A 20,037-nucleotide genomic window follows, 5' to 3' on the forward strand; every position below is an offset into this window, starting at 1 on the left:
GAGGAAGGCGTGCTGGTTACAGAACAATCCCCGGCTGTTACGAGCCCCACGGCAGGCAGGCATGCGGCGAGCAGGGCAATGCGCCCTGGTAGGGTTATCGGCTGCCGCATCGACGAGACAACCTTGCTGATCATCGGCCTCGGTCGTGTCACCGCCGGCAACGCGGTGGTCGTCATCGGCGACGACCACGCGGACACGCGAAGCGCGTTTGTCTCGGAATGGCGATTGGCCGCGCCCTCACCACGGGCCAGACACGGATTTGCAGCGCTCCTGCCAACACGGGATACGCACCCGGCCATAACCACGATACGGTTCGGAGAAGAGGAGACAGGCGCCCAGTTCATCTTCGCGCCCCGGCTCGCCTCGGCGGAAGAGGCAGCCGCGCTTGTGCTCGAATCCGCGGGATCTCAGTCAGCCGCCGTCATCGATGGGCTCGTGGACGTCCTGATGGCCGGCAATATAACCCGCCACAGGCTTCTGACCATCACCGCGCTTTTGCAGGCGGCCCACGCAAGTGATGGTTTCGTCGAGATGATCGGCGAAAGCCATGATGGCGTGACGTTCCTGCAAGGCTGGAGCCGTGGCATGGCGCCCGGACCTTGCCGGGTGTCCGTGGTCGGCGACGCGACACCTATGGTCGCCGAGTGCGGCATCGCGGTCTTTCCCCGCCCCGACGCTCCCGATGGCGCCTCCGGTTTTGTCGGCCTTCTCGATGCCAATCGGGCGACCCGCGCTCTCGATATCGAAGGTCTGGTCTTTCGGGCGCGCGCCGGTTGGCGGCACACTGCGGTCCACCCCAAAAAACGCATCGCCGGCCCGCTGGAAACGCCCGAACATATCCGGTCGATCCTGCTGCGGACGCACGGCTCTCCCGACGTGTTGCTGTCCCTTCGAGCAGTTGCCAACAGCTTTGAGGGCAAGGAAACCGTCTCCAGCCTGCCCTATCCCGTCCGGATGGGAATAGACAACGCATTCGAGGCAGATGGAGGAAATCTCCTCGCCTCCGGCTGGCTTTATGACCCCGACAGCCACGTCGCAATGGTGAGGTTACGCCGAAACAATGCCGCGGCTCGCCTCGACGAATGCTGGACGCGCTTCGATCGTCCCGATGTCACGGACAGTTTCAACGAGCAGCAGCACTTCGCACCGAGCCTTCGGGGCGAGCAGCATACGCATGGCTTCATCGCCCAGGCACAATTGCCGAGTGACGATCCTGACGCACCCCTCTACTTCGAATTAACGCTGCGCGATTTGCGTCGCGCTTTTTTGCCGGTGAAACCAAAGCGGGTTTCGGCGCGTTCGGCGACATTGCACCAGATGGGCGCCATCGATCCCGCGAACTGTGCGCTGCCGGCGATCGTCGATGCGCAAATTGTCCCGTTTCTCAGAAAATCCGGAAGGTCGGTGCCTGTCATCGACACCATCCAGGATGTTGGCAGCTTCGATGAGGAAAGCAGCCCGCCGATCGTCATCGGTGCCGGCGAGAGCGAGGAGGACATTGCCCCGCTATTGGCCTTGCTCGCTCTCGATCCGGAAACCCGGTGCGCGCCGATCGTCATCGCCATGCCTGCAGAGCGCTTTCGCAGGCAAACCACCCGCATCAGGGAACTCGCGCGGTTCTATCGCCTTTCGGTTCGGCTGGTATCGGTGAAGGGAACCGGCGATGGCTGCGACATGCTTGAAGCGGGCACGCAAGCACTCACCTGCGAAACGGTCGTCTCACTCTCCGCCTTGCTGATCCCGCACGGGACAGGCTGGTACGGCAAACTGGTGGCCACGACCGCGACCCTGAAAGGAAGCGTCGTCTCGCCCGTACTGGCATATGAGGACCATTCCATTCGCTGGGCGGGAAGCTGGATCGAGGAAGACAACGGCGACCAGCCCGTCGTCGGCCGCTATACCGGATATCCGCTCAAAGCGGTTACCGACATGACACTGACCCGTATCGCAGCAGCATCGCTCGAGTGCTGCATCATGCCTCGCAACGCTCTGGCGCGCGCGGGCGGCTTTTCCGGCGGCTATCTGGGCGCGCAGGAAAAAGGCCTGGATCTCGGCCTCCGTCTCAGCCGGTCCGGCATCGACTCCTATTTGCTGCCATCGGTGCAGATGTGGGGCTGCGACGACGCACGCGACGGGGACGGTCCGGCGATGACGGCTCTGGTGGAGGAGATCGATCGAAAGATCTTCAAGAGCCAATGGGCGCCTGTCCTCGCCGTTGAAAAGCACCCGGAAAAGAGGTCCGCATGAACGAGCAGCTTCGCGTCCTTATCGTCTCGCATGCGCACCCGACAGTCTCGCTCGGCGGAGCGGAAATCGCATCTCACAACCTGCATCACGGCCTGAAGGCATTGCCGAACGTGGAATCGGTTTACCTGGCCCGGGTCGGCCATCCGGTACCGCGCCACGCCGCGTCCGCGCTGATGAGCCTTCGCCTTCCCGACGATGAGCTACTGTTCCACACGGACGACTACGACCACTTCTTTTTGTCCAACGGCGATACGCAGGCGATCAGCCGGGACCTGTTGCGTTTCGCGTGCGATCTCAGGCCCCATGTCGTGCATTTCCATCATGTTCTCGGCATCGGTCTCGAAGCGCTCTACGCCCTTAGAGAAGCATTTCCGCACGCGGCCGTACTCGTCACGTTCCACGAATATCTGTCGATCTGCCACAATCACGGGCAGATGGTGAAACGGCCTTCCGGCCAGCTCTGCGAAACAGCATCTCCCGTCGCCTGCCACGGCTGCTTTCCCGACATCCCCGTCTCGCGCTTCCTGAAGCGGGAGCAGTTTACCCGCGGGATGCTTGGCCTTGCCGACGCTTTCGTCTCCCCCAGCCGTTTTCTGGCGGATCGCTACGCCGCTTGGGGCATTGAAAAGGACAAGCTCTGCGTGATCGAAAACGGGATCGCTGTGGAAGCGGCGGCACCCGCCCGAGCGCTGCAGGGTCCCAACCCTCGCCGCAACCGCTTTGCCTATTTCGGGCAGATTACGCCGTTCAAGGGGGTCGATGTCCTGGTTGACGCTGTTTCGCGCATTCCGAAGGAGATATGGGGCGAAGACTCCTGCCTCATGATCTTCGGCGGCAACCTTGAGCGCCAGCCAATCGAATTCCAGGAACGGATGAAGAAGCTCATCACGGACGCCGGCCACCGCGTCCGCTTCTACGGCGCGTACCAGAACGCGGACGTGCCGCGCCTGATGCGTTCGGTCGACTGGGTGGTTTTGCCGTCCGTCTGGTGGGAAAACTCGCCCGTCGTGATCCAGGAGGCGCTGCTCCATGGCAGGCCGATGATCTGCTCCGATATCGGCGGGATGGCCGAGAAGGTGCGTGACGGAAAGGACGGCCTGCACTTCCGCGCAGGCAGCAGCCAGGATCTCGCGGACCGTATCGTCGAGGTATTGGGTGATACCCAAATCTGGGATCGGCTGCGCGTTTCCATGCGACGACCCGCCGACCACCTCGGCTGCGCGCGCGAACACCTCAAACTCTATCGCGCGCTGCTGCGGCGGAAACTCGATGCCGCCATGGCCGAGAGCCCTGCGCTTCTCTCTCACTCGCTTTAACGATGCTCGTCTTGAGGAACGCTGAAACGGCCTCGACCAAGAGACGATCGATGCAACCAACCCCTTGAGAAAGACCATTCGCAAGGTTCGTATGAACTGGAGGCTACCTTCATGCACAAGAAAGTCCGCAAGGCCATCATCCCCGCCGCCGGTTTTGGAACACGGATGCTGCCGGCAACCAAGAGCGTTCCCAAGGAATTGCTGCCCATCGTCGATCGGCCAATCATCGACTATATCGTCGCGGAGGCCTTCGCGTCTGGGATAGAGCATGTCGTCATCGTCACCGGGCGCATGAAGGGTGCGATCGAAGACTATTTCGACCACGCCTTCGAAATCGACGTCTGCTTGCGCAACGCTGGCAAGCATGGCCTGGCCGACCGGATGGCGCAGCACACGCCGGGTGTTGGAAGCATTTCCTTCGTTCGCCAGCAGCAGGCGCGCGGCCTGGGGCACGCGGTGTGGACGGCGCGCCAGATTGTCGGTGACGAGCCCTTTGCCGTCTTGCTCCCCGACATGCTGATGGCCGACGACGAACCGTGCCTCACGTCGATGATGGACCTCCATGACCGTCACGGCGGCAACATTATCGCCGTGGAAAGATGCGCGCCCGAGGAGACCCAAAAATTCGGCATCGTGTCCTTGAAGCCGACGGGTGACGGTCCGCTTGTGACGGGTCTCGTGGAAAAGCCGGCGCCGGGCACCGCGCCGAGCAACCTGTTCATTTCCGGACGCTACATCCTTCAGCCCGAGATCTTCGACCTGCTGGAGAATCAGTCTCCCGGCGCCGGCGGCGAGATCCAACTGACTGATGCCATGATCGCCGTGATGGCCAGGCAGACGATCAGGCCGTTCGAGTTCTGCGGTCGCACCTTCGATTGCGGCTCGCCTGCTGGCTTCGTGAGTGCCAACTTGCACGTGGCACTTGCCCGTGCCGACCTCGGCGCCTTCGTCAACATGGAGATAGAAACCCTCGTCGCGGCACAGCGCGCGGTCGCCTGAGCAATGCATCCGAAGGAGATCGCTTGAGAAGGTTCACGGGATCTGCTTCGGGTCTTTGCATTTGTTTTGCTTGTCTTTCCCTCACAACCAATGCCCGGTTTCGGGAGAACCGCATTGGTCAGGAGCCCAGCCCGCGGGTGGACCTGAGATGGGCCTTCCCTCTTCAGGAAGGCCATCTTCTCGAGTAGGCTCGGCAACATTCAGATCACGAAAGCGCGGCGCAATCCGCCTCGCGGCTGCGCGCGATACGGCCGTCCAGTTCCGCTATCCGGCAGGCGAAGCCGGGATTTTCCGGCTCATGGTCCGCGCCGTCTCGAGCTCACCGTCGCGAATGTGGCGGTTGGCCCGATGGTAGAGGAAGTTTGCTCGCTCGACCGTAGAGAAATCCGAGCCGAAGCCCGCATCAAATCGATCGGCCCAGGCAGGATGGCGGGCGATCGCCGTCACAGCAATCTGATAGGGTCGCATCGGCGCCGTCACTCGGGCTGCGCGGGCCAAAGCGCGTAGACCCGGAAGATCGTCTCGGCGGCAGGCCTCGATCAACGACAGCGCGCGCGCCGTCCCAGTGAACGCCCGAACCGTGCCATGGCCGGTCATGTGGACCGGCACGAGATGCGTCCTCTCCTGCAGCGTCGCGATTCGCACCGCGTGCCGGTGGTCGACGGCGTGGAACGGATCGAAGAAGAGATAGGCGCGGCCCGCTGCGTGATCAGGCGCTATCCCCATATTGGCGTGGAAGTCGGGCGAGAAATGGCGTGCGAACCTTCCGTCGAAAGGAACGGCCTTTGGATCTATCGAGACTTGCGGGCAAAAGGCGATGGCAACGGCAGCGTTGAAGCGCCTGCGGTAGCGCAACGCCGCGTAGCCGCCCTGCGAGTGCCCGTAGAGGACCCGCTCCGGTGCTGTGCGAAGAATGGGCGCCGCCGCCTCGACAGCCTTGACGACGCTCGCCGCCGGAAACCAGTTTGGCCGTCGGCTGATGAAGCCAAGCGCCGAAATGTCAGCTTTCTCGCAGAACCGCTGCCCCCAGAAGCGGCTGCCGTTCGCCTTCATTTCCACCTCATTAAAGGTGATGAGAAGATAGGGAGATGACCCCGCGCGATGTATCACCTCCAAGTTCTCATCTGAAAATACGCGCATGCGGCCCACCCACCAAGCCATCTAATATACTTCAATATTTGAAATATACTTTCCGAAACGGAAATAGACAGAATAGGTAGCTCAAAATCAACCCGTAGTCCACACTCTCGCTTTCCGGATATATTGCTTAATCGCTCCGCCCTGGAAGCAACGACGACCCCCGAGGAGCGTTTCAAGCTCCTGGAGCCTCACGACTATTTGGTTCGGGTTGAGTCCGGCGAACTGGAGACAGCCCAGAACGCAGAAGGGCCTCGCGACATTTCTATCAGCGGGGCCTGATTATGGTTGCGGGGGCCCGATCACCCCGAGACTTGCAATCTCCTAGGCCCCTGGCGAACTATGCGGCAATGATTTCCGCTTTGCGCCGATATCGTTGAAAAAATCGGTGGGGCTGAGCAAGGCGGGGCACCTTTTGGATTTTGTCTGAGGATTAGTCGGGCTGCTCGTCGCCCTGCGGCAAGCGCCGGCTCGTTAAGCCGCTGCACAGCTGCGGTGGTGGACATGAAGGTCTGAGCTCGCCAACCTTCTGCGATTTTTGGCGGTTGCAGCGAGGAGGAATTCATCGCATGCCCCGCATGGTCCTCGCAGTCTCAATCGAGACGTACGCAGGATGCTCTTGAGGTGGGCGAACAGTGTCTCCACCTTCTGACGCCGAAAAGCCCTGCCGCTTTCCGGCGCGAGACGGGTTTGGTTGCTGCATGATCCGAAAGTCCGGAAATAGGTAGAAAGTGCCACAAAATTCCCTCGCGCGATGTTACCTAAAATCAAGCAACCGGGTGATCTTGCGCAAAGTGGCTCAGGCATCATCAACGAAGAACTTGAAGATATGCTCACCAACGCTCACACTAAGCGAGTTAATGCAAACGTTGGTAAACATTATTCCGGGAAAACCCGAAGCTACATCGCCGACATCTGTTCGCCGCGCATCGCGGAATCTGGGTGCTGATATTCGCAGCGCGCGCCGACGTCGGGTGTACAACGGTCATGATGAGATACTACCTAAGCGCATTCGCAGTCGCGCATGCACATGACCTCGTCACCGGATAATCTCCGAAGTTAATTCAACCGACTTTGATTTGTTCCCAATATGGGAATATAAATAACTCATGCAAATTATCGCGAAGTCCACATTGAAGCAGTTCTGGGAGGACCAAGCAGAAACACCTTTGAAAACGTGGCATGCGATTGTCAGCAAAGCGGACTGGACAGGTCCGGCAGACGTAAAGGCGATGTTCGGCGCCAATGTCGATTTTGTGAGCGATAATCGCCTCATCTTCGACATTTCGGGCAATAAATATCGCCTGGTCGTGCACGTCGCCTATCCATTCAGACGAGTGCTCATAACATTCATTGGCACTCACAAGGAATACGATGCCATCAACCCGGAGACAGTGTAATGGAAAACATTCGAGCCATCAGAACAGATGATGATCTTGCATGGGCTATTGCGGAGGTCGCGCGGTATTTTGACAGCCAGCCAGCACTTGGCACGGCGGAAGCCGATCGCTTCGATATCCTTTCGACCCTCATCGAGGCTTACGAAGACAAGCACTATGCAATCGAGGCACCGGAGCCCGTTGAACTGATCAAAGCCCACATGGAGATGTCCGGTCGCACCCAGGTTGATCTCTCCGCCCTTTTCGATTCCCGCTCGCGCGCCTCAGAGGTCTTGAACAAGAGGCGTGCGCTCACTGTCGATATGATCCGCAAGCTGCACAAGGAGTGGGGCATCCCTGCAGACTGCCTTGTAGAACCATACCATTTGGTAGAGCCGGAACGGGTCCACGCTTAAACAGAGAGATCCGAAGCAGGCTCTCGGATTTCTCTTCTCGTCTCTTTGTCAAACGATCAGATCATGGCCTGAACCGCGGTTCGCCGAGCAATCGCCAACTTTGGAGCATTCCGTCCCATCGGTCCGCTGTCGTCGTGGGCAGGCAATTTTCCACCGCTGACAAAACGTCTCGTCAAATCCCGATCACACAGGCACCGCCCGTCAATCCCGCGCCCGCTGCGGTCAGCAGCAGTTTTTCGCCCCGGCCAAGAGGCACAGTCTGATGGGTCAGCGAAAGGGAAAGGGGGATCGTTGCGGCGGAGGAGTTTCCATAGTCCATGATCGTGCGAACGGTCTTTTCCGGTTCTATGCGGAGGTGGCTGCAAACTGCATCGAAAATGCGCGCGTTGGCCTGGTGCGGAACGAAGCGGCTGATATCGGCTGCGCAAAGCCCTGCCCTTGCGAGCGCCCGTTCGCCACAATGCCCCATCATTTCGACCGCCTGCGCGAACATCTCCCGCCCGTCGCGCATCGTCATCAGGCATTCACTCGCTGCCACGTCCGCCGCAAAGGGCCGGTTGCTGCCGCCCGCCGGAATCGAGATCAGGTCGTAGCGGCTGCCGTCGGAGGCAAGGTCGACGCCGAGAATTCCCGTTTCCACATCCTGAGACGGCACCAGGACGACGGCGGCGGCAGCATCGGCAAACAGCACCGCGCTTGCCCGTTCGGCCGGGTTGATCCGGCGGCTCAATATGTTGGCGGCAACGACCAGTACCGGCCGGCCCTGCGCCCGGACAAAACCGTCGGCGAGCGTCAGCGCATAGAGAAAGCCCGAGCAGGCACCGGCGAGGTCGATCGCACCGGAATTGGCCAGGCCGAGACGATGGGCCAGAAGCGGCGCGGAAGGCGGCAGCAGATGATCGGGCGTCGAAGTGGCGAGAAGTGTGAGCGCGATATCGTCCGGGGCGATGCCGGCATTTTTAATGGCAGCCGCTCCTGCGCTTGCCGCAAGGCCAGACAGCGTATCGTCCGGTTCAGCCCAGTGCCGCGCCCGGATCCCGGTCCGGCGTTCGATCCAGCCCGGCTCCAGGCCGAGCCTTTCCTCGATCTCAGCGTTTTCGACACGCCGGCGGGGGACACAGTGACCGAAACCGGCAAGCCGGGACGACCGCGCGCCCATCATAACCGTCCCGCCGCGAAACAGGCGGCCGCTTCGTCGATCGCGTCATAGGCCCGGTCGAGCTCGGCGGCGGTCACACAATAAGGCGGCATCAGATAGATCACGTTTCCCAGCGGCCGGATCAGCAGTCTTCGCTCGCGAAAGAAAGCCCTGAGCCGCGGACCTACGTCCGACAGATAGCCGCCTGCCGGCACCCGCAGATCGAGAGCCGTGATCGTGCCGACCTGGCGGATATCGGTAAAGCGCAGATCGTCCTGGAAACGGGCAAGTCGCTCCTGTTGCATCTCCTGCAGCGAAAGGATGCGCTCGCGCACTGGCTCGTCCTTCCACACGGTCAGATTGGCGACCGCAGCAGCGCAGGCGATCGGATTGGCGGTGTAGGAACTCGAATGAAAAAAGGTCCGGCGGCGGTCCGTCGAAAGGTGTGCGTCGAATATCCGGGCCGTACACAGCGTTGCGGCCAGCGGCAGGGCGCCGCCGGTCAGCCCCTTGGAGGTGCAGAGGATATCGGGCGTCACGCCGGCCTGCTCGCAGGCGAACAGGCTGCCCGCGCGCCCCCAGCCGGTCATCACCTCGTCGGCGATCATCAGGGCGTCATGTTTTTCGGCAATCCGCTTCAACTCGGCGAGGACGGATGCCGGATAGGTGCGCATGCCGCCCGCCCCGAGAACAAGCGGCTCGATCAACAACGCCGCCACCTGACCCGTCGCGCAGTAAAACTCGAAGGCGTCGAGCGTTTCCTGTTCACGGCCGGGCGCCGGGAACGGCAGGCGATCGACGCCGAACAGCAGTGGCTCATAGGCCTGGTTGAAGACGCCGCGTTCACCCGCCGACATCGTGCCGATCGTATCGCCATGATAGCCGTGCTCCAGCACCACAACGCGACTGCGCGGCGCGCAGGAATTGTGGAAGAAGCCGAGGGCCATTTTCAACGCGACTTCGACGCAGGTCGAGCCGCTGTCTGAATAGAAGACATGCTTGAGCCCGACAGGAGCGATCTCCACCAGGCCCCGCGCCAGGTCCTCGGCGGGCTCATGCGTGTATTCGGCGAAGATGATCTGGTCGTAGGTCTCGCATGCCGCCTGGATAGCCTTCATGATCGCAGGGTGCCGGTGACCATGGGTGATGACCCACCAGGAGGATATGGCATCGAGGATACGCGAACCGTCTTCTTCGATCAGGCAGGCGCCGTCCGTTTGTACGACGCGCTTCATCGGCGGTTCCAGCCCATGCTGGGTGAACGGGTGCCAGACGGGTGAGGTCATGCCGTCCTCTCCTGGAAGGAGGAAAGAGGGAAATAATTGCCAAAGGCCCGCTGCAGACGCTCCGGCGTCAGTGGATCAAGCGGCGGCAGGCGGCCGAGAACCCGCACCTGCCCCATTGCAGCGATGATGCGTTGTGTTTCGGCCGCTTCGTTGCCAATGAACGCTACGCCGAAAATCGGGATGGACCTGTTGCGCAGTGCTTCGAGCGACAACAGCGTGTGATTGATCGTGCCGAGCCCCGTGCGTGCGCAGAGGATCACGGGGATGCGCCAACGCGCAAAGACATCGGCGAACACTTGGTGTTCCGTCAGCGGCACCAAAAGGCCGCCGGCGCCCTCGATGATGAGGGGGGCATCGGTCAGAGGCGGCGTCAGGGTCTCGGGCGCGATCTCGATGTTATCGAGTTGCGCCGCCAGATGCGGCGATGCGGGGGTCTTAAGCCGATAGGCTTCCGACAGAATGCGTTCCGGCGGCAGGCAGCCCAACCGGCTGACGGTCTGGCTGTCCGTTTCTTCCTCGAGCCCCGATTGCACCGGTTTCCAGTAATAGCCGCCAAGTGCCGCCGCCAGCGCCGCCGAAAACACCGTCTTGCCAATGCCGGTATCCGTGCCGGTCACGACGAACCGCATCACGGCTTCTCCTCCGCCATGATCGCCGCCAGCCGGGTGAACATGCGTGTAATCGTCGTCTCATCGACGTTGAGCGTGATCGCGATCCTAAGCCGTGCCGTGCCTTCAGGAACGGTTGGCGGACGAATGGCCCGGATGTCGAAGCCTTCGACCCGCATGCGCGCAGCGATCCGCACGGCCCGGCCATTATCGCCGATGATCACGGGCAGGATTTGCGAACCACTGCCCTCCATCCCGAGCTTTTCGGCAAGTTCCTTGTTGGCAAAGGCGCGCAATCCGTCGAAATCCGCGCGCCGCTTCGGCTCATCCACAAGCATTCGCAGGGCTTCACGCACGGCAGCCGCCATCAGCGGCGATGGCGCAGTTGAATAAATGAAGCCGCGCGCCCGGTTGACCAGATAGTCGCAAAGCGTTGCGCTCGCGCCGAGCAGCGCCCCGGAGACGCCGAGGGCCTTGCCGCAGGTGTGCAGCACGATAACATTCTTCCGGTTCTCAAGGTCAGCGGCGAGACCACGGCCACTGGTGCCAAAGACGCCGGTCGCATGGGCCTCGTCGATCACCAGAAAGCCGTCATGCCGTTCGGCAAGTGCTGCAAGCGCGGCGAGTGGCGCACGATCGCCATCCATCGAATAGAGGCTTTCGACGGCGATCCACGGATGGCCGGTTCCGCCGTCGCGTCGCCAGCGGATGATCGCCTCTTCGAACGCCGCGACATCATTGTGCCGAGCCGGCACCGCCAGCGCCCGGCTTGCCTGCATGCCCTCGTGCGCACTGGCATGCACCAGGGCGTCATGGACGATGAGATCGCCGCGCTGCGGCAGGGTTGAAAAAAGAGCCGCGTTGGCGGCATAGCCGGTGCTGAAATAAAGGACGCGCCCGGCGCCGAAAAAGGCTGCAGCCTCCGCCTCCAGCGCCTCGTGTTCCGGGTGGTTGCCGCGCAGCAGGCGCGAGCCGCCGGCACCGACAGGTACACCGCGTTGAAGCGCAGCAGTGACCGCCATCGCCAGGCGCGTCGAACCGGCAAAGCCGAGATAGTCGTTCGAACTGAAATCTGCGCCGTCCCGCCCCATCAGGGTCCGGAGCCTTTCCTTGCGCTCCAGCCCGGCCAGGGTCGCTTCATAGCGCGCGAGCCGCGTCGGCGTCATTCAGCCGGTTCCAGTTCCATCGGCTTCAGACCAAGGCGGCGGAACAGCGCCGTGTCGTGATCCTCGCCTGGATTCTCGGTGGTGAGCAGTGTATCGCCGGCAAAAATCGAATTGGCGCCGGCGAAGAAACAGAGCGCCTGCATTTCGTCGCTCATCTGCGTGCGCCCTGCCGACAGGCGGACGTGGGTGCGCGGCATCAAGATGCGGGCGAGCGCGATGGTCCGGACGAACTCGATCGGGTCGACCGGTTCGGCATCGGCGAGCCGCGAACCAGGAATCGGAATCAACATGTTGATCGGCACGCTCTCGGGCGCTGGCTGGAGATTGGCGAGTGTCACCAGCATGGAGATGCGGTCATCCGTCGTTTCGCCCATGCCGAGGATACCGCCGGCGCAGACCTTCATGCCCGCTTCACGCACATTCGACAACGTCTCCAGCCTGTCGGCAAAGGTGCGGGTGGTGATGATCTGCGAGTAGAACTCTTCCGACGTATCGATGTTGTGATTGTAATAATCGAGGCCCGCCTCGGCCAGCGCGCTGGCCTGGGCCGGCGAGAGCATGCCGAGCGTCATGCAGGTCTCCATGCCGAGCGCCTTTACGCCGGCGACCATGGCAAGCAACGTGTCGATGTCGCGGTCCTTCGGGCTGCGCCATGCGGCCCCCATGCAGTAGCGGGTGGCCCCTTCGGCCTTGGCCTTGTGGGCTTCGGCGACCACCTGTTCGACCATCATCAGCTTGGAGGCCTTGAGGCCGGTTGGAGAATGCGCCGACTGGCTGCAATAGCCGCAATCCTCGGCGCAACCGCCGGTCTTGATCGACAAGAGCCGGCTCATCTGCACAGCGTTGGGATCGAAATTCGCTCTGTGAATGGTCTGGGCCCGAAACAGCAGATCATTGAAAGGCAAATTATAGATAATTTTTGCCTGAGCGACAGATATCGATTCAATCGGGATGGTGATGGGCGCTTCCATGCGGTCTGCGGCTGTGCTTTCGTGCAACATTATCGATCTACTCCCTTTCGTCGCGCCTGCTTGTGAGCTCAGTATAGATAAGACTTGATATTATCTATAATTTATTGAGGCGCAATCGAACGCAAGCGCCCTTTCGTTGACCGGCCATAAAATTACAATCACAGAGAGAGTTTAAGGACGCAACACGAGTTACGCTCCTGGCGCATGTCAGGCAACACTGACGGGACCGGCGGACCGGGTGGTCAGCCAACGATCGCGAATGCCTCGCGCGTCGTCCCGGAAGCGTTCCGCACGGGTTTTTGCCCGATCCACTGCACGTGGCGTTCGAGAACGGCAGCGGCGTTCTCGACGTTGCCCTGACGCAGAAATGTCAGGATCGCGCGATGGTCATGGTCGGTACGGACTTCCCATTCCGAGCGCCAGCTGGCGAACAGGAAGCGGGCGCTGGCAGCGTGCAGATCGTTGATCGAGGCCAAGAGGCGCGGCATGCCGCAAGGGGCAAGAATGAGACTGTGGAAACGGCGGTTGGCCTCCTCCCAGGACCGAACGTCGCGGGAATTGTCGCCGGCAACCGTCGCTTCTTCCGCCTGATCGAGGATCGATGGCGTCAGGTGCGGCGCCGCATGCCGAAGCGCCAGAACTTCCAACGCCGCCCGCATCTGCGCCACTTCGCGAACCTCCTTCAGATCGAAGGATGCGACCCGCACGCCGCGGCGCGGCTCGCTGACGGCAAGCCCCTGCGCCTCCAGCCGGCGGAAGGCTTCGCGCACGGGCACATGGCTCGTTCCGAACTCCTCGGCAATATGATCCTGCCTCAGCTTCGTGCCGGGATCGAGTTCGCCGGTCACGATCCTATCGGCTAGGATGCGGCTGATGCGGCTGGCAATGGTATCTTCGTGCGTCGAGGTCATTTTTTATAGATAATTTGCCGTAGACGCGCTGTCGAGACAAAGACTGAAAACATTAAATGTCTTCACAGCTTGCCGCACGCACACAAAACAAGAGGCGGTCGCCGCTTGCCGTGCCATCCCAACGGCCGCGCCAACAGCCCTTGACGCATCGTCCAGAACCATGCCTTACTGACCACATTCACCAGGGGGGTCCCGACAAGGGGCTGAGATTCTGCTGGCGCGAAAGGTGGCCTTGCCGCCCTCAAGCAGCGCAGTGACCCGTTGAACCTGATCCAGTTCATACTGGCGTAGGGACGGTGCAAGCGCTGCCACGATTCGATTTTCCGCTTGCGGATTCGTGTCAGCGTCTTTCCATCATTCCGGCTCTAAAGGACTGGGTCTCCAACCTAAAATTTGGAGCCTCAACCATGAATGTTGCCGCAAAAAACCTCACTCCCACTGTCACCACCGGCCCGCTGCCGGCCTCCCGCAAAGTCCATGTTCCGGGCGAACTGCATCCAGCCATCCGCGTGCCGATGCGTGAGATCGCGCTTCATCCAACGTCGGGCGAACCGCCCGTCATGGTCTATGATTCCTCCGGCCCCTACACCGATTCCACGCTCACCGTTTCGATCGACGCCGGGCTGCCGCGACTGCGCCAGGCCTGGGTGACGGCGCGCGGCGACGTCGCGGCGTATGAGGGCCGGCATGTCAAACCCGAAGACAACGGCTTTGCCACAGGCGAACGGTTGACGCCGGAATTTCCTATCCGCAACCGGCCGCTGAAGGCCAAGGACGGCAAGGCCGTCACCCAGCTTGCCTACGCGCGGGCCGGGATCATCACCCCCGAAATGGAATACATCGCCATCCGCGAAAATCTCGGGCGCAAGGCCGCTAAGGAGGCTCTTGTTCGTGACGGCGAAAGTTTTGGTGCCCGCATCCCGGATCACGTCACAGGCGAGTTCGTGCGCGAGGAAGTTGCGCGCGGGCGGGCGATCATCCCCGCGAACATCAATCACCCCGAATCCGAACCGATGATCATCGGCCGCAATTTCCTGGTGAAGATCAACGCCAACATCGGCAATTCGGCCGTTACCTCGTCAATGGCCGAGGAAGTCGAGAAGATGGTCTGGGCGGCGCGCTGGGGCGCCGATACCGTCATGGACCTGTCGACCGGCCGCAACATCCACAACATCCGCGAGTGGATCATCCGCAACTCGCCGGTACCGATCGGCACGGTGCCGCTCTATCAGGCACTGGAAAAGGTCAACGGCATTGCCGAGGATCTCACCTGGGAGGTCTTCCGCGACACCCTGATCGAGCAGGCCGAGCAGGGCGTCGACTATTTCACCATCCATGCCGGCGTGCGGCTCCACTATATCCCGCTCACCGTCAACCGCGTCACCGGCATCGTCTCGCGCGGCGGCTCGATCATGGCCAAGTGGTGTCTGCATCACCACAAGGAAAGCTTCCTCTACGAGCATTTCGAGGAAATCTGCGACATCTGCCGCGCCTATGACGTCTCCTTCTCGCTCGGTGACGGCCTGCGTCCCGGCTCGATCGCCGATGCCAACGACGCCGCGCAGTTCGCCGAACTGGAGACGCTGGGCGAACTGACCCAGATCGCCTGGGCAAAGGATTGCCAGGTGATGATCGAGGGCCCCGGCCACGTGCCGATGCACAAGATCAAGGAGAACATGGACAAGCAGTTGGAAGTCTGCGGCGAGGCCCCGTTCTATACGCTCGGGCCGCTGACGACCGATATTGCGCCGGGCTACGATCACATCACCTCGGGCATTGGTGCCGCGATGATCGGCTGGTTCGGCACGGCCATGCTCTGCTACGTCACGCCGAAGGAGCATCTCGGCCTGCCCGACCGTAATGACGTCAAGGTCGGCGTCATCACCTACAAGATCGCCGCTCACGCCGCCGACCTTGCCAAGGGGCACCCGGCAGCGCAGCTGCGCGACGACGCTTTGTCGCGGGCCCGTTTCGAGTTCCGCTGGGAGGACCAGTTCAACCTGTCGCTCGATCCGGAAACGGCCCGCTCCTTCCACGACGAAACCCTGCCGAAGGAAGCCCACAAGGTTGCGCATTTCTGCTCGATGTGTGGCCCGAAATTCTGCTCCATGCGCATATCGCATGACATCCGCGCCGAGGCCCAGAAGGAGGGGCTGGAAGCGATGGCCGCGAAGTTCCAGGCAGGCGGCGATCTCTATATGCCGCTTGGCGCCGATGGGAACGTTCCGCCCGCGGGAGAGTAGCCATGCGCGTCTTGATCAGGGGGGCCGGCGTTGCCGGCCTTACCCTTGCCCACGAGCTGCAGGCGAGAGCGGTCCATGTCGAGATCGCAGAGACGGCGGCACGCGCCGGCGGCGGGGCTTCATGGTTCGCCGGCGGTATGCTCGCGCCATGGTGTGAAAGGGAAAGTGCGCCTGACACCGTACTGGCGCTCGGGCGCACTGCCGCCGACTGGTGGGACGCGGCCCTGCCCGGCCACGTCATCCGCAAAGGCACGCTGGTTGTCGCGCCGCCGCGCGACACCGGCGAGCTTGCCCGCTTTGCAGCCCGCACCTGCGGGTGCGACTGGCTGGATGCGGATGACATAACAGCGCTCGAACCGGAGCTTGCCGGGCGGTTTCGCAAGGCGCTGTTTTTTCGGCAGGAAGCGCATCTCGATCCGAGACGGGCAATAGCTGCGCTCCACGACAAGCTGCGGGCGATCGGCGTACGGTTCCATTTCGAAGCGGCGCCGGATTTTTCGGGTGCCGGGTTCGACCGTGTCGTCGATTGCACCGGGGCAAGCGCTATCGACCAAGCGGTGAAACTGCGCGGCGTGCGCGGAGAAATGCTGATGCTGGAAACATCGGATGTGAGGCTGTCGCGTCCGGTCCGGCTGCTGCACCCACGCATCCCGCTTTACCTCGTGCCGCGTGGCGACAGGCGTTTCATGGTCGGCGCAACGATGATCGAGACCGACGATCCCGGGCCGATCAGCGCCCGGTCGCTGATGGAGCTTCTGAACGCCGCCTATACGCTTCATCCGGCCTTCGGAGAGGCGCGCGTGATCGAAACCGGCGCCGGCGTGCGCCCTGCGTATCGGGACAATCTGCCGCGTTTTGAGATTGATGGCAGCACCATCCGCATCAACGGCTTCTACCGCCACGGATTTCTGCTGGCGCCTTCCATCGCACGGGACGTTGCAGCCCACATGACAGGCGACTTGCGAAGAGACATCGGGCAGATGTCCGTTGGCGTCGAGGCGACGCTTCGCGCGCCCGAACGCGCCCACGTCATTCCACTTCAGACTGGAGCAAACCGATGAAACTGACCGTCAATGGCGAAGACCATCAGACAGACATTTCCGTTCTTTCAGACCTTCTCGCCTCCCTCGACTACGAGGGCGACTGGCTGGCGACAGCAGTCAACGGCGAACTGGTGCATCGCGAGGACCGCCCAGGCTTCGTCCTTGCCGACCGCGACCGCATCGAGATCCTGTCGCCGATGCAAGGAGGCTGATCATGCTTGAGCTTTATGGAACCACAGTCGCCTCCCGTTTGCTTCTCGGAACCGCGCGCTACCCATCGCCTGCCATCCTTAGCGATGCAGTTCGCGCGTCGAAGACCGATATCGTCACCGTCTCTTTGCGCCGCGAAACGGCCGGCAGCCGCACGGGTGGCGTCTTCTTCGAGTTGATCCGCACGCTCGGCGTAAAGGTCTTGCCCAACACCGCCGGCTGCCACACCGTCTCCGAGGCTGTCCTCACGGCGAAAATGGCACGTGATGTCTTCGCCACCGACTGGATCAAGCTCGAGGTGATTGGCAACCATGATACGCTGCAGCCCGATGTGTTCGCGCTTGTCGAGGCGGCTCGCATCCTAAGCGGAGAAGGGTTCAAGGTCTTTCCCTATACGACCGACGATCTCGTTGTGGCGGAACGCCTCATGGAAGCGGGATGCGAGGTGCTGATGCCCTGGTGCGCGCCGATCGGATCGGCCATGGGGCCGATCAATCTGCCGGCCCTGCGCAGCATGCGAGCGCATTTCCCGGACGTCCCGCTGATCGTCGATGCCGGCATCGGGCGGCCCTCCCATGCTACCATTGTGATGGAACTCGGCTTTGATGCCGTGCTGCTCAACACCGCCGTCGCCGGCGCCGCCGATCCGGCGGCAATGGCTGTGGCTTTTACCGGTGCGATCGAGGTAGGCCGTATCGCGTTCCAGGCAGGCATGCTGGAACCGCGCGACATGGCGGTGCCCTCAACGCCGGTCATCGGCAAGGCGGTGTTTTCATGAAGCTCGATCCTTTCTACCTGATCGTCGACAACGCCGACTCGATCGAGCGCTTGGTGCCGCTCGGCGTAAAGCTCGTGCAGTTGCGCATGAAGGAGGGGTCCGAGACGGAACTGCGCCAAGACATCCGCCGCGCGAAAGCGGTCTGCATGCGGCACAGCTGCCAGCTTATCGTCAACGATCACTGGCGGCTGGCGATCGACGAGGGGTGCAATTTCATTCATCTCGGCCAGGAGGATCTCGCCACGGCCGATCTCGCCGCCATCCGCACGGCCGGCATCAAGCTCGGGCTTTCGACCCATGACGAGACGGAGCTCCAAACCGCCCTCGCAGCAGCGCCAGACTATGTGGCGCTCGGTCCGGTCTGGCCGACAATCCTGAAGAAGATGAAATGGGCACCGCAGGGGCTCGACAGGCTGTGCAACTGGAAGGCGCGCATCGGAAACCTGCCGCTCGTCGCCATCGGCGGCATCAACACCGACCGTATCGACAGCGTTTTTGCCCATGGCGCCGACAGTGCCGCCGTCGTCACCGACATCACGCTCAATGCGGATCCGGAAGCGCGCACGCGCGAATGGATCGAGCGGACGGCGCAATTTCGATGAAGGGGTGGCGATGAAGAAGAGGCCGCATGTGTTTGTCGTCGCCGGCTCGGATTCCTCGGGCGGCGCCGGCATCGTCCGTGACATCGAGACGCTGGCCGCGTTTGGTGTGAAGGCATCGGTGGCCGTGACCGCGGTCACCGTCCAGAGCCATCACGGCGTTCAATATGTGGATGAAATCCCGGCGGATCGTGTCGCCCAGCAGATGCGTGCGGCACTTACAGCCAATCAGGTCGATGCCATCAAGATCGGCATGCTGGCAACAGCTGCGACGATCACGGCCGTCGCTTCGGTTCTGAAGGACCATCCGGATATCCCCGTGGTGCTCGATCCCGTTCTTGCGTCCACTTCGGGCGACGTGCTGCTTGCCCCGAACGCGAAGGCTCCGTTGCATCGGCTGTTTCGGCAATGCGCGCTGATTACGCCAAACCTGCCGGAGCTTTCGTGTCTGACAGCTGCGGTGAGACACGAACCATCGGAGGCTGTAATCGCCCAGGCACGAGAGCTGATCGCCGTAGGGGCGCAAGCGGTCCTCATCAAGGGAGGCCATGGCGATGGCCTGGAATCGGTCGATATGCTCGTTCAGGCGGGGCATACCGTTCAGTTCTTCAGGGCGCCTCGCCTTGCCGTCTTGATGCGTGGGACCGGTTGCATGCTGGCAAGCGCGATAGCGGCGCGGCTGGCATGCGGAGACGATCTGATCACGGCCGTCAGCGACGCCAAGGCCTTTGTTCATGACAGACTGGCCGACTCCAGGCATTAGGCAGAACCTTGGATGATCAAGCACTCGGCGCGGTCATGGCTATGACTAAGAGCGATCCGTTCTTGCAGGTCCGTGGCGGTTTCTTGCTTTAAATACGATTATTTTCATGGAAATGTTGGATGTCGTTGCCGAATATTGTTGCCGATCTTCAGCGTTGACGACCTATCCCGTCTTATCAATCTCGCCTACATTGCGAGCCGCCGGGTTGCGGGCACCGCCTGCCTCCGAGATCGGCGCTGCGGCAAATGGAGTTGGAGGTTGAGCATGGAAGACGGTCACGACACGAGCCAACTCGAGATGGTCGTGCTGATGACGCCCGACATGGCGAATTTCAGCGGCAAGGTCCATGGCGGGGCGCTCCTTAATCTCCTCGACCGGGTCGCTTACTCCTGCGCCTCACGATATTCGCAGGAATATGCAGTGACCTTGTCGGTCGATCAGGTCGTCTTTCGCCAACCGATCCACGTCGGCGAACTCGTGACCTTTCGCGCTTCGATCAACTATGCCGGGCGGACTTCGATGGAAGTCGGCATAAGGGTGGAGGCGGAGAATATCCGGACCGGCGAGCGACGGCACACCAATTCCTGCTACTTCACGATGGTTGCCGTCGATGCGGAGGGGCGTCCAACCAATGTGCCGCCCTATACGCCGGCCGATGAAATCCGGGAACGCCGCCTGCGTGCGGCCGAGACACGGCGCAGCCTGCGGCGCGAATTTGAGGAACGTTTTCGCGCCGCCGGCTCGACCCATAACGAGTAGGCCGTGTCATACATCGGGAAAAGAAAACGCATGGCTGCCTCCGAGCAACCATGCGTTGATCATGTAGT

At 61.8% G+C, this 20,037-nt stretch carries 18 protein-coding genes, 2 pseudogenes and 1 riboswitch; of the genes and pseudogenes, 12 read left to right on the plus strand and 8 right to left on the minus strand.

Annotated features, from left to right (window positions below):
* Window positions 1-9 precede the first annotated feature (9 nt).
* From ACSQ2W_RS21670 to ACSQ2W_RS21680, 3 genes are all read left to right on the plus strand, one after another.
* Window positions 10-2,247, plus strand: coding sequence for a glycosyltransferase family 2 protein (locus ACSQ2W_RS21670; protein ID WP_436088258.1), 2,238 nt, complete (start codon window positions 10-12; stop codon window positions 2,245-2,247).
* Window positions 2,244-3,563 (plus strand): glycosyltransferase family 4 protein, encoded by a 1,320-nt coding sequence (locus ACSQ2W_RS21675; RefSeq protein WP_436088259.1) that lies wholly within the window; start codon window positions 2,244-2,246, stop codon window positions 3,561-3,563. The genes ACSQ2W_RS21670 and ACSQ2W_RS21675 overlap by 4 nt, the downstream gene beginning before the upstream one ends.
* Before the next feature lie 111 nt (window positions 3,564-3,674).
* Window positions 3,675-4,562 (plus strand): UTP--glucose-1-phosphate uridylyltransferase, encoded by an 888-nt coding sequence (locus ACSQ2W_RS21680; RefSeq protein ID WP_436088260.1) that lies wholly within the window; start codon window positions 3,675-3,677, stop codon window positions 4,560-4,562.
* A gap of 205 nt (window positions 4,563-4,767) precedes the next feature.
* On the opposite strand, the pseudogene ACSQ2W_RS21685 reads toward ACSQ2W_RS21680, so the two are convergent.
* Together ACSQ2W_RS21685 and ACSQ2W_RS21690 are read right to left on the minus strand one after the other, a co-directional pair.
* A pseudogene (locus tag ACSQ2W_RS21685) lies at window positions 4,768-5,702 on the minus strand (hypothetical protein).
* 471 nt (window positions 5,703-6,173) lie between these two features.
* A pseudogene (locus tag ACSQ2W_RS21690) lies at window positions 6,174-6,353 on the minus strand (hypothetical protein); the annotation flags it as partial.
* Between the two features lie 455 nt (window positions 6,354-6,808).
* Between ACSQ2W_RS21690 and ACSQ2W_RS21695 the strand changes: the two are divergent.
* Entirely contained in the window at window positions 6,809-7,099 is a 291-nt protein-coding gene (locus ACSQ2W_RS21695; protein WP_436088261.1) for a type II toxin-antitoxin system HigB family toxin, read from the plus strand.
* Window positions 7,099-7,494 (plus strand): helix-turn-helix domain-containing protein, encoded by a 396-nt coding sequence (locus ACSQ2W_RS21700; RefSeq protein ID WP_436088262.1) that lies wholly within the window; start codon window positions 7,099-7,101, stop codon window positions 7,492-7,494. Before ACSQ2W_RS21695 ends, ACSQ2W_RS21700 begins: the two co-directional genes overlap by 1 nt.
* A gap of 172 nt (window positions 7,495-7,666) precedes the next feature.
* Here ACSQ2W_RS21700 and ACSQ2W_RS21705 read toward each other — a convergent pair whose 3' ends face one another.
* The 6 genes from ACSQ2W_RS21705 to ACSQ2W_RS21730 form a co-directional block, all read right to left on the minus strand.
* A complete protein-coding gene (locus tag ACSQ2W_RS21705; RefSeq protein ID WP_436088263.1) occupies window positions 7,667-8,653 on the minus strand; it encodes a beta-ketoacyl-ACP synthase III in 987 nt (328 codons plus the stop codon).
* Entirely contained in the window at window positions 8,653-9,918 is a 1,266-nt protein-coding gene (locus ACSQ2W_RS21710) for an adenosylmethionine--8-amino-7-oxononanoate transaminase (RefSeq protein ID WP_436088264.1), read from the minus strand. The genes ACSQ2W_RS21705 and ACSQ2W_RS21710 overlap by 1 nt, the downstream gene beginning before the upstream one ends.
* Window positions 9,915-10,547, minus strand: a complete 633-nt coding sequence (bioD, locus tag ACSQ2W_RS21715; RefSeq protein WP_436088265.1) for a dethiobiotin synthase — start codon at window positions 10,545-10,547, stop codon at window positions 9,915-9,917. The genes ACSQ2W_RS21710 and bioD overlap by 4 nt, the downstream gene beginning before the upstream one ends.
* Window positions 10,547-11,692, minus strand: a complete 1,146-nt coding sequence (locus ACSQ2W_RS21720; RefSeq protein WP_436088266.1) for an 8-amino-7-oxononanoate synthase — start codon at window positions 11,690-11,692, stop codon at window positions 10,547-10,549. Before ACSQ2W_RS21720 ends, bioD begins: the two co-directional genes overlap by 1 nt.
* The gene (gene bioB, locus ACSQ2W_RS21725) at window positions 11,689-12,663 is read right to left on the minus strand and encodes a biotin synthase BioB (RefSeq protein WP_436088967.1); all 975 of its coding nucleotides are present in this window, start codon (window positions 12,661-12,663) and stop codon (window positions 11,689-11,691) included. The genes ACSQ2W_RS21720 and bioB overlap by 4 nt, the downstream gene beginning before the upstream one ends.
* Window positions 12,664-12,905: 242 nt before the next feature.
* On the minus strand, window positions 12,906-13,574 hold the full coding sequence (locus tag ACSQ2W_RS21730) for a GntR family transcriptional regulator (RefSeq protein ID WP_436083311.1): 669 nt from the start codon (window positions 13,572-13,574) through the stop codon (window positions 12,906-12,908).
* A gap of 173 nt (window positions 13,575-13,747) precedes the next feature.
* A riboswitch (TPP riboswitch) is annotated at window positions 13,748-13,886 on the plus strand.
* Window positions 13,887-13,981: 95 nt separating this feature from the next.
* On the opposite strand from ACSQ2W_RS21730, the gene thiC reads away from it, so the two are divergent.
* The 7 genes from thiC (at window position 13,982) to ACSQ2W_RS21765 (ending at window position 19,969) form a co-directional block, all read left to right on the plus strand.
* The gene (gene thiC / locus ACSQ2W_RS21735) at window positions 13,982-15,817 is read left to right on the plus strand and encodes a phosphomethylpyrimidine synthase ThiC (RefSeq protein WP_436088267.1); all 1,836 of its coding nucleotides are present in this window, start codon (window positions 13,982-13,984) and stop codon (window positions 15,815-15,817) included.
* Between the two features lie 2 nt (window positions 15,818-15,819).
* Window positions 15,820-16,878 carry a glycine oxidase ThiO gene (gene thiO, locus ACSQ2W_RS21740; protein WP_436088268.1) on the plus strand — a complete coding sequence of 353 codons (1,059 nt, stop codon included), beginning with the start codon at window positions 15,820-15,822 and terminating at the stop codon, window positions 16,876-16,878.
* Window positions 16,875-17,072 (plus strand): sulfur carrier protein ThiS, encoded by a 198-nt coding sequence (thiS, locus tag ACSQ2W_RS21745; protein ID WP_436088269.1) that lies wholly within the window; start codon window positions 16,875-16,877, stop codon window positions 17,070-17,072. The genes thiO and thiS overlap by 4 nt, the downstream gene beginning before the upstream one ends.
* A 2-nt stretch (window positions 17,073-17,074) precedes the next feature.
* Window positions 17,075-17,848, plus strand: coding sequence for a thiazole synthase (locus tag ACSQ2W_RS21750; RefSeq protein WP_436088270.1), 774 nt, complete (start codon window positions 17,075-17,077; stop codon window positions 17,846-17,848).
* Window positions 17,845-18,450 carry a thiamine phosphate synthase gene (locus ACSQ2W_RS21755; RefSeq protein WP_436088271.1) on the plus strand — a complete coding sequence of 202 codons (606 nt, stop codon included), beginning with the start codon at window positions 17,845-17,847 and terminating at the stop codon, window positions 18,448-18,450. The genes ACSQ2W_RS21750 and ACSQ2W_RS21755 overlap by 4 nt, the downstream gene beginning before the upstream one ends.
* Before the next feature lie 10 nt (window positions 18,451-18,460).
* Complete coding sequence (locus ACSQ2W_RS21760) at window positions 18,461-19,210, plus strand: hydroxymethylpyrimidine/phosphomethylpyrimidine kinase (protein WP_436088272.1); 750 nt, start codon at window positions 18,461-18,463, stop codon at window positions 19,208-19,210.
* A gap of 264 nt (window positions 19,211-19,474) precedes the next feature.
* Window positions 19,475-19,969, plus strand: coding sequence for an acyl-CoA thioesterase (locus tag ACSQ2W_RS21765; RefSeq protein WP_436088273.1), 495 nt, complete (start codon window positions 19,475-19,477; stop codon window positions 19,967-19,969).
* The last annotated feature ends 68 nt before the right edge of the window (window positions 19,970-20,037 follow it).

Source organism: Pararhizobium sp. LjRoot255, from assembly GCF_964252905.1.
Classification (GTDB): domain Bacteria; phylum Pseudomonadota; class Alphaproteobacteria; order Rhizobiales; family Rhizobiaceae; genus Pararhizobium.

Excerpts from the sequence above, each read along its gene's own strand:
- ACSQ2W_RS21720 (WP_436088266.1), bottom strand. The coding sequence starts at position 11,692 with ATGACGCCGACGCGGCTCGCGCGCTATGAAGCGACCCTGGCCGGGCTG.
- ACSQ2W_RS21760 (WP_436088272.1), top strand. The coding sequence starts at position 18,461 with ATGAAGAAGAGGCCGCATGTGTTTGTCGTCGCCGGCTCGGATTCCTCG.
- ACSQ2W_RS21700 (WP_436088262.1), top strand. The coding sequence starts at position 7,099 with ATGGAAAACATTCGAGCCATCAGAACAGATGATGATCTTGCATGGGCT.
- ACSQ2W_RS21695 (WP_436088261.1), top strand. The coding sequence starts at position 6,809 with ATGCAAATTATCGCGAAGTCCACATTGAAGCAGTTCTGGGAGGACCAA.
- ACSQ2W_RS21710 (WP_436088264.1), bottom strand. The coding sequence starts at position 9,918 with ATGACCTCACCCGTCTGGCACCCGTTCACCCAGCATGGGCTGGAACCG.
- thiS (WP_436088269.1), top strand. The coding sequence starts at position 16,875 with ATGAAACTGACCGTCAATGGCGAAGACCATCAGACAGACATTTCCGTT.
- ACSQ2W_RS21680 (WP_436088260.1), top strand. The coding sequence starts at position 3,675 with ATGCACAAGAAAGTCCGCAAGGCCATCATCCCCGCCGCCGGTTTTGGA.
- bioD (WP_436088265.1), bottom strand. The coding sequence starts at position 10,547 with ATGCGGTTCGTCGTGACCGGCACGGATACCGGCATTGGCAAGACGGTG.
- ACSQ2W_RS21675 (WP_436088259.1), top strand. The coding sequence starts at position 2,244 with ATGAACGAGCAGCTTCGCGTCCTTATCGTCTCGCATGCGCACCCGACA.
- ACSQ2W_RS21750 (WP_436088270.1), top strand. The coding sequence starts at position 17,075 with ATGCTTGAGCTTTATGGAACCACAGTCGCCTCCCGTTTGCTTCTCGGA.
- ACSQ2W_RS21755 (WP_436088271.1), top strand. The coding sequence starts at position 17,845 with ATGAAGCTCGATCCTTTCTACCTGATCGTCGACAACGCCGACTCGATC.
- thiC (WP_436088267.1), top strand. The coding sequence starts at position 13,982 with ATGAATGTTGCCGCAAAAAACCTCACTCCCACTGTCACCACCGGCCCG.
- ACSQ2W_RS21705 (WP_436088263.1), bottom strand. The coding sequence starts at position 8,653 with ATGGGCGCGCGGTCGTCCCGGCTTGCCGGTTTCGGTCACTGTGTCCCC.
- bioB (WP_436088967.1), bottom strand. The coding sequence starts at position 12,663 with ATGGAAGCGCCCATCACCATCCCGATTGAATCGATATCTGTCGCTCAG.
- ACSQ2W_RS21730 (WP_436083311.1), bottom strand. The coding sequence starts at position 13,574 with ATGACCTCGACGCACGAAGATACCATTGCCAGCCGCATCAGCCGCATC.
- ACSQ2W_RS21765 (WP_436088273.1), top strand. The coding sequence starts at position 19,475 with ATGGAAGACGGTCACGACACGAGCCAACTCGAGATGGTCGTGCTGATG.
- thiO (WP_436088268.1), top strand. The coding sequence starts at position 15,820 with ATGCGCGTCTTGATCAGGGGGGCCGGCGTTGCCGGCCTTACCCTTGCC.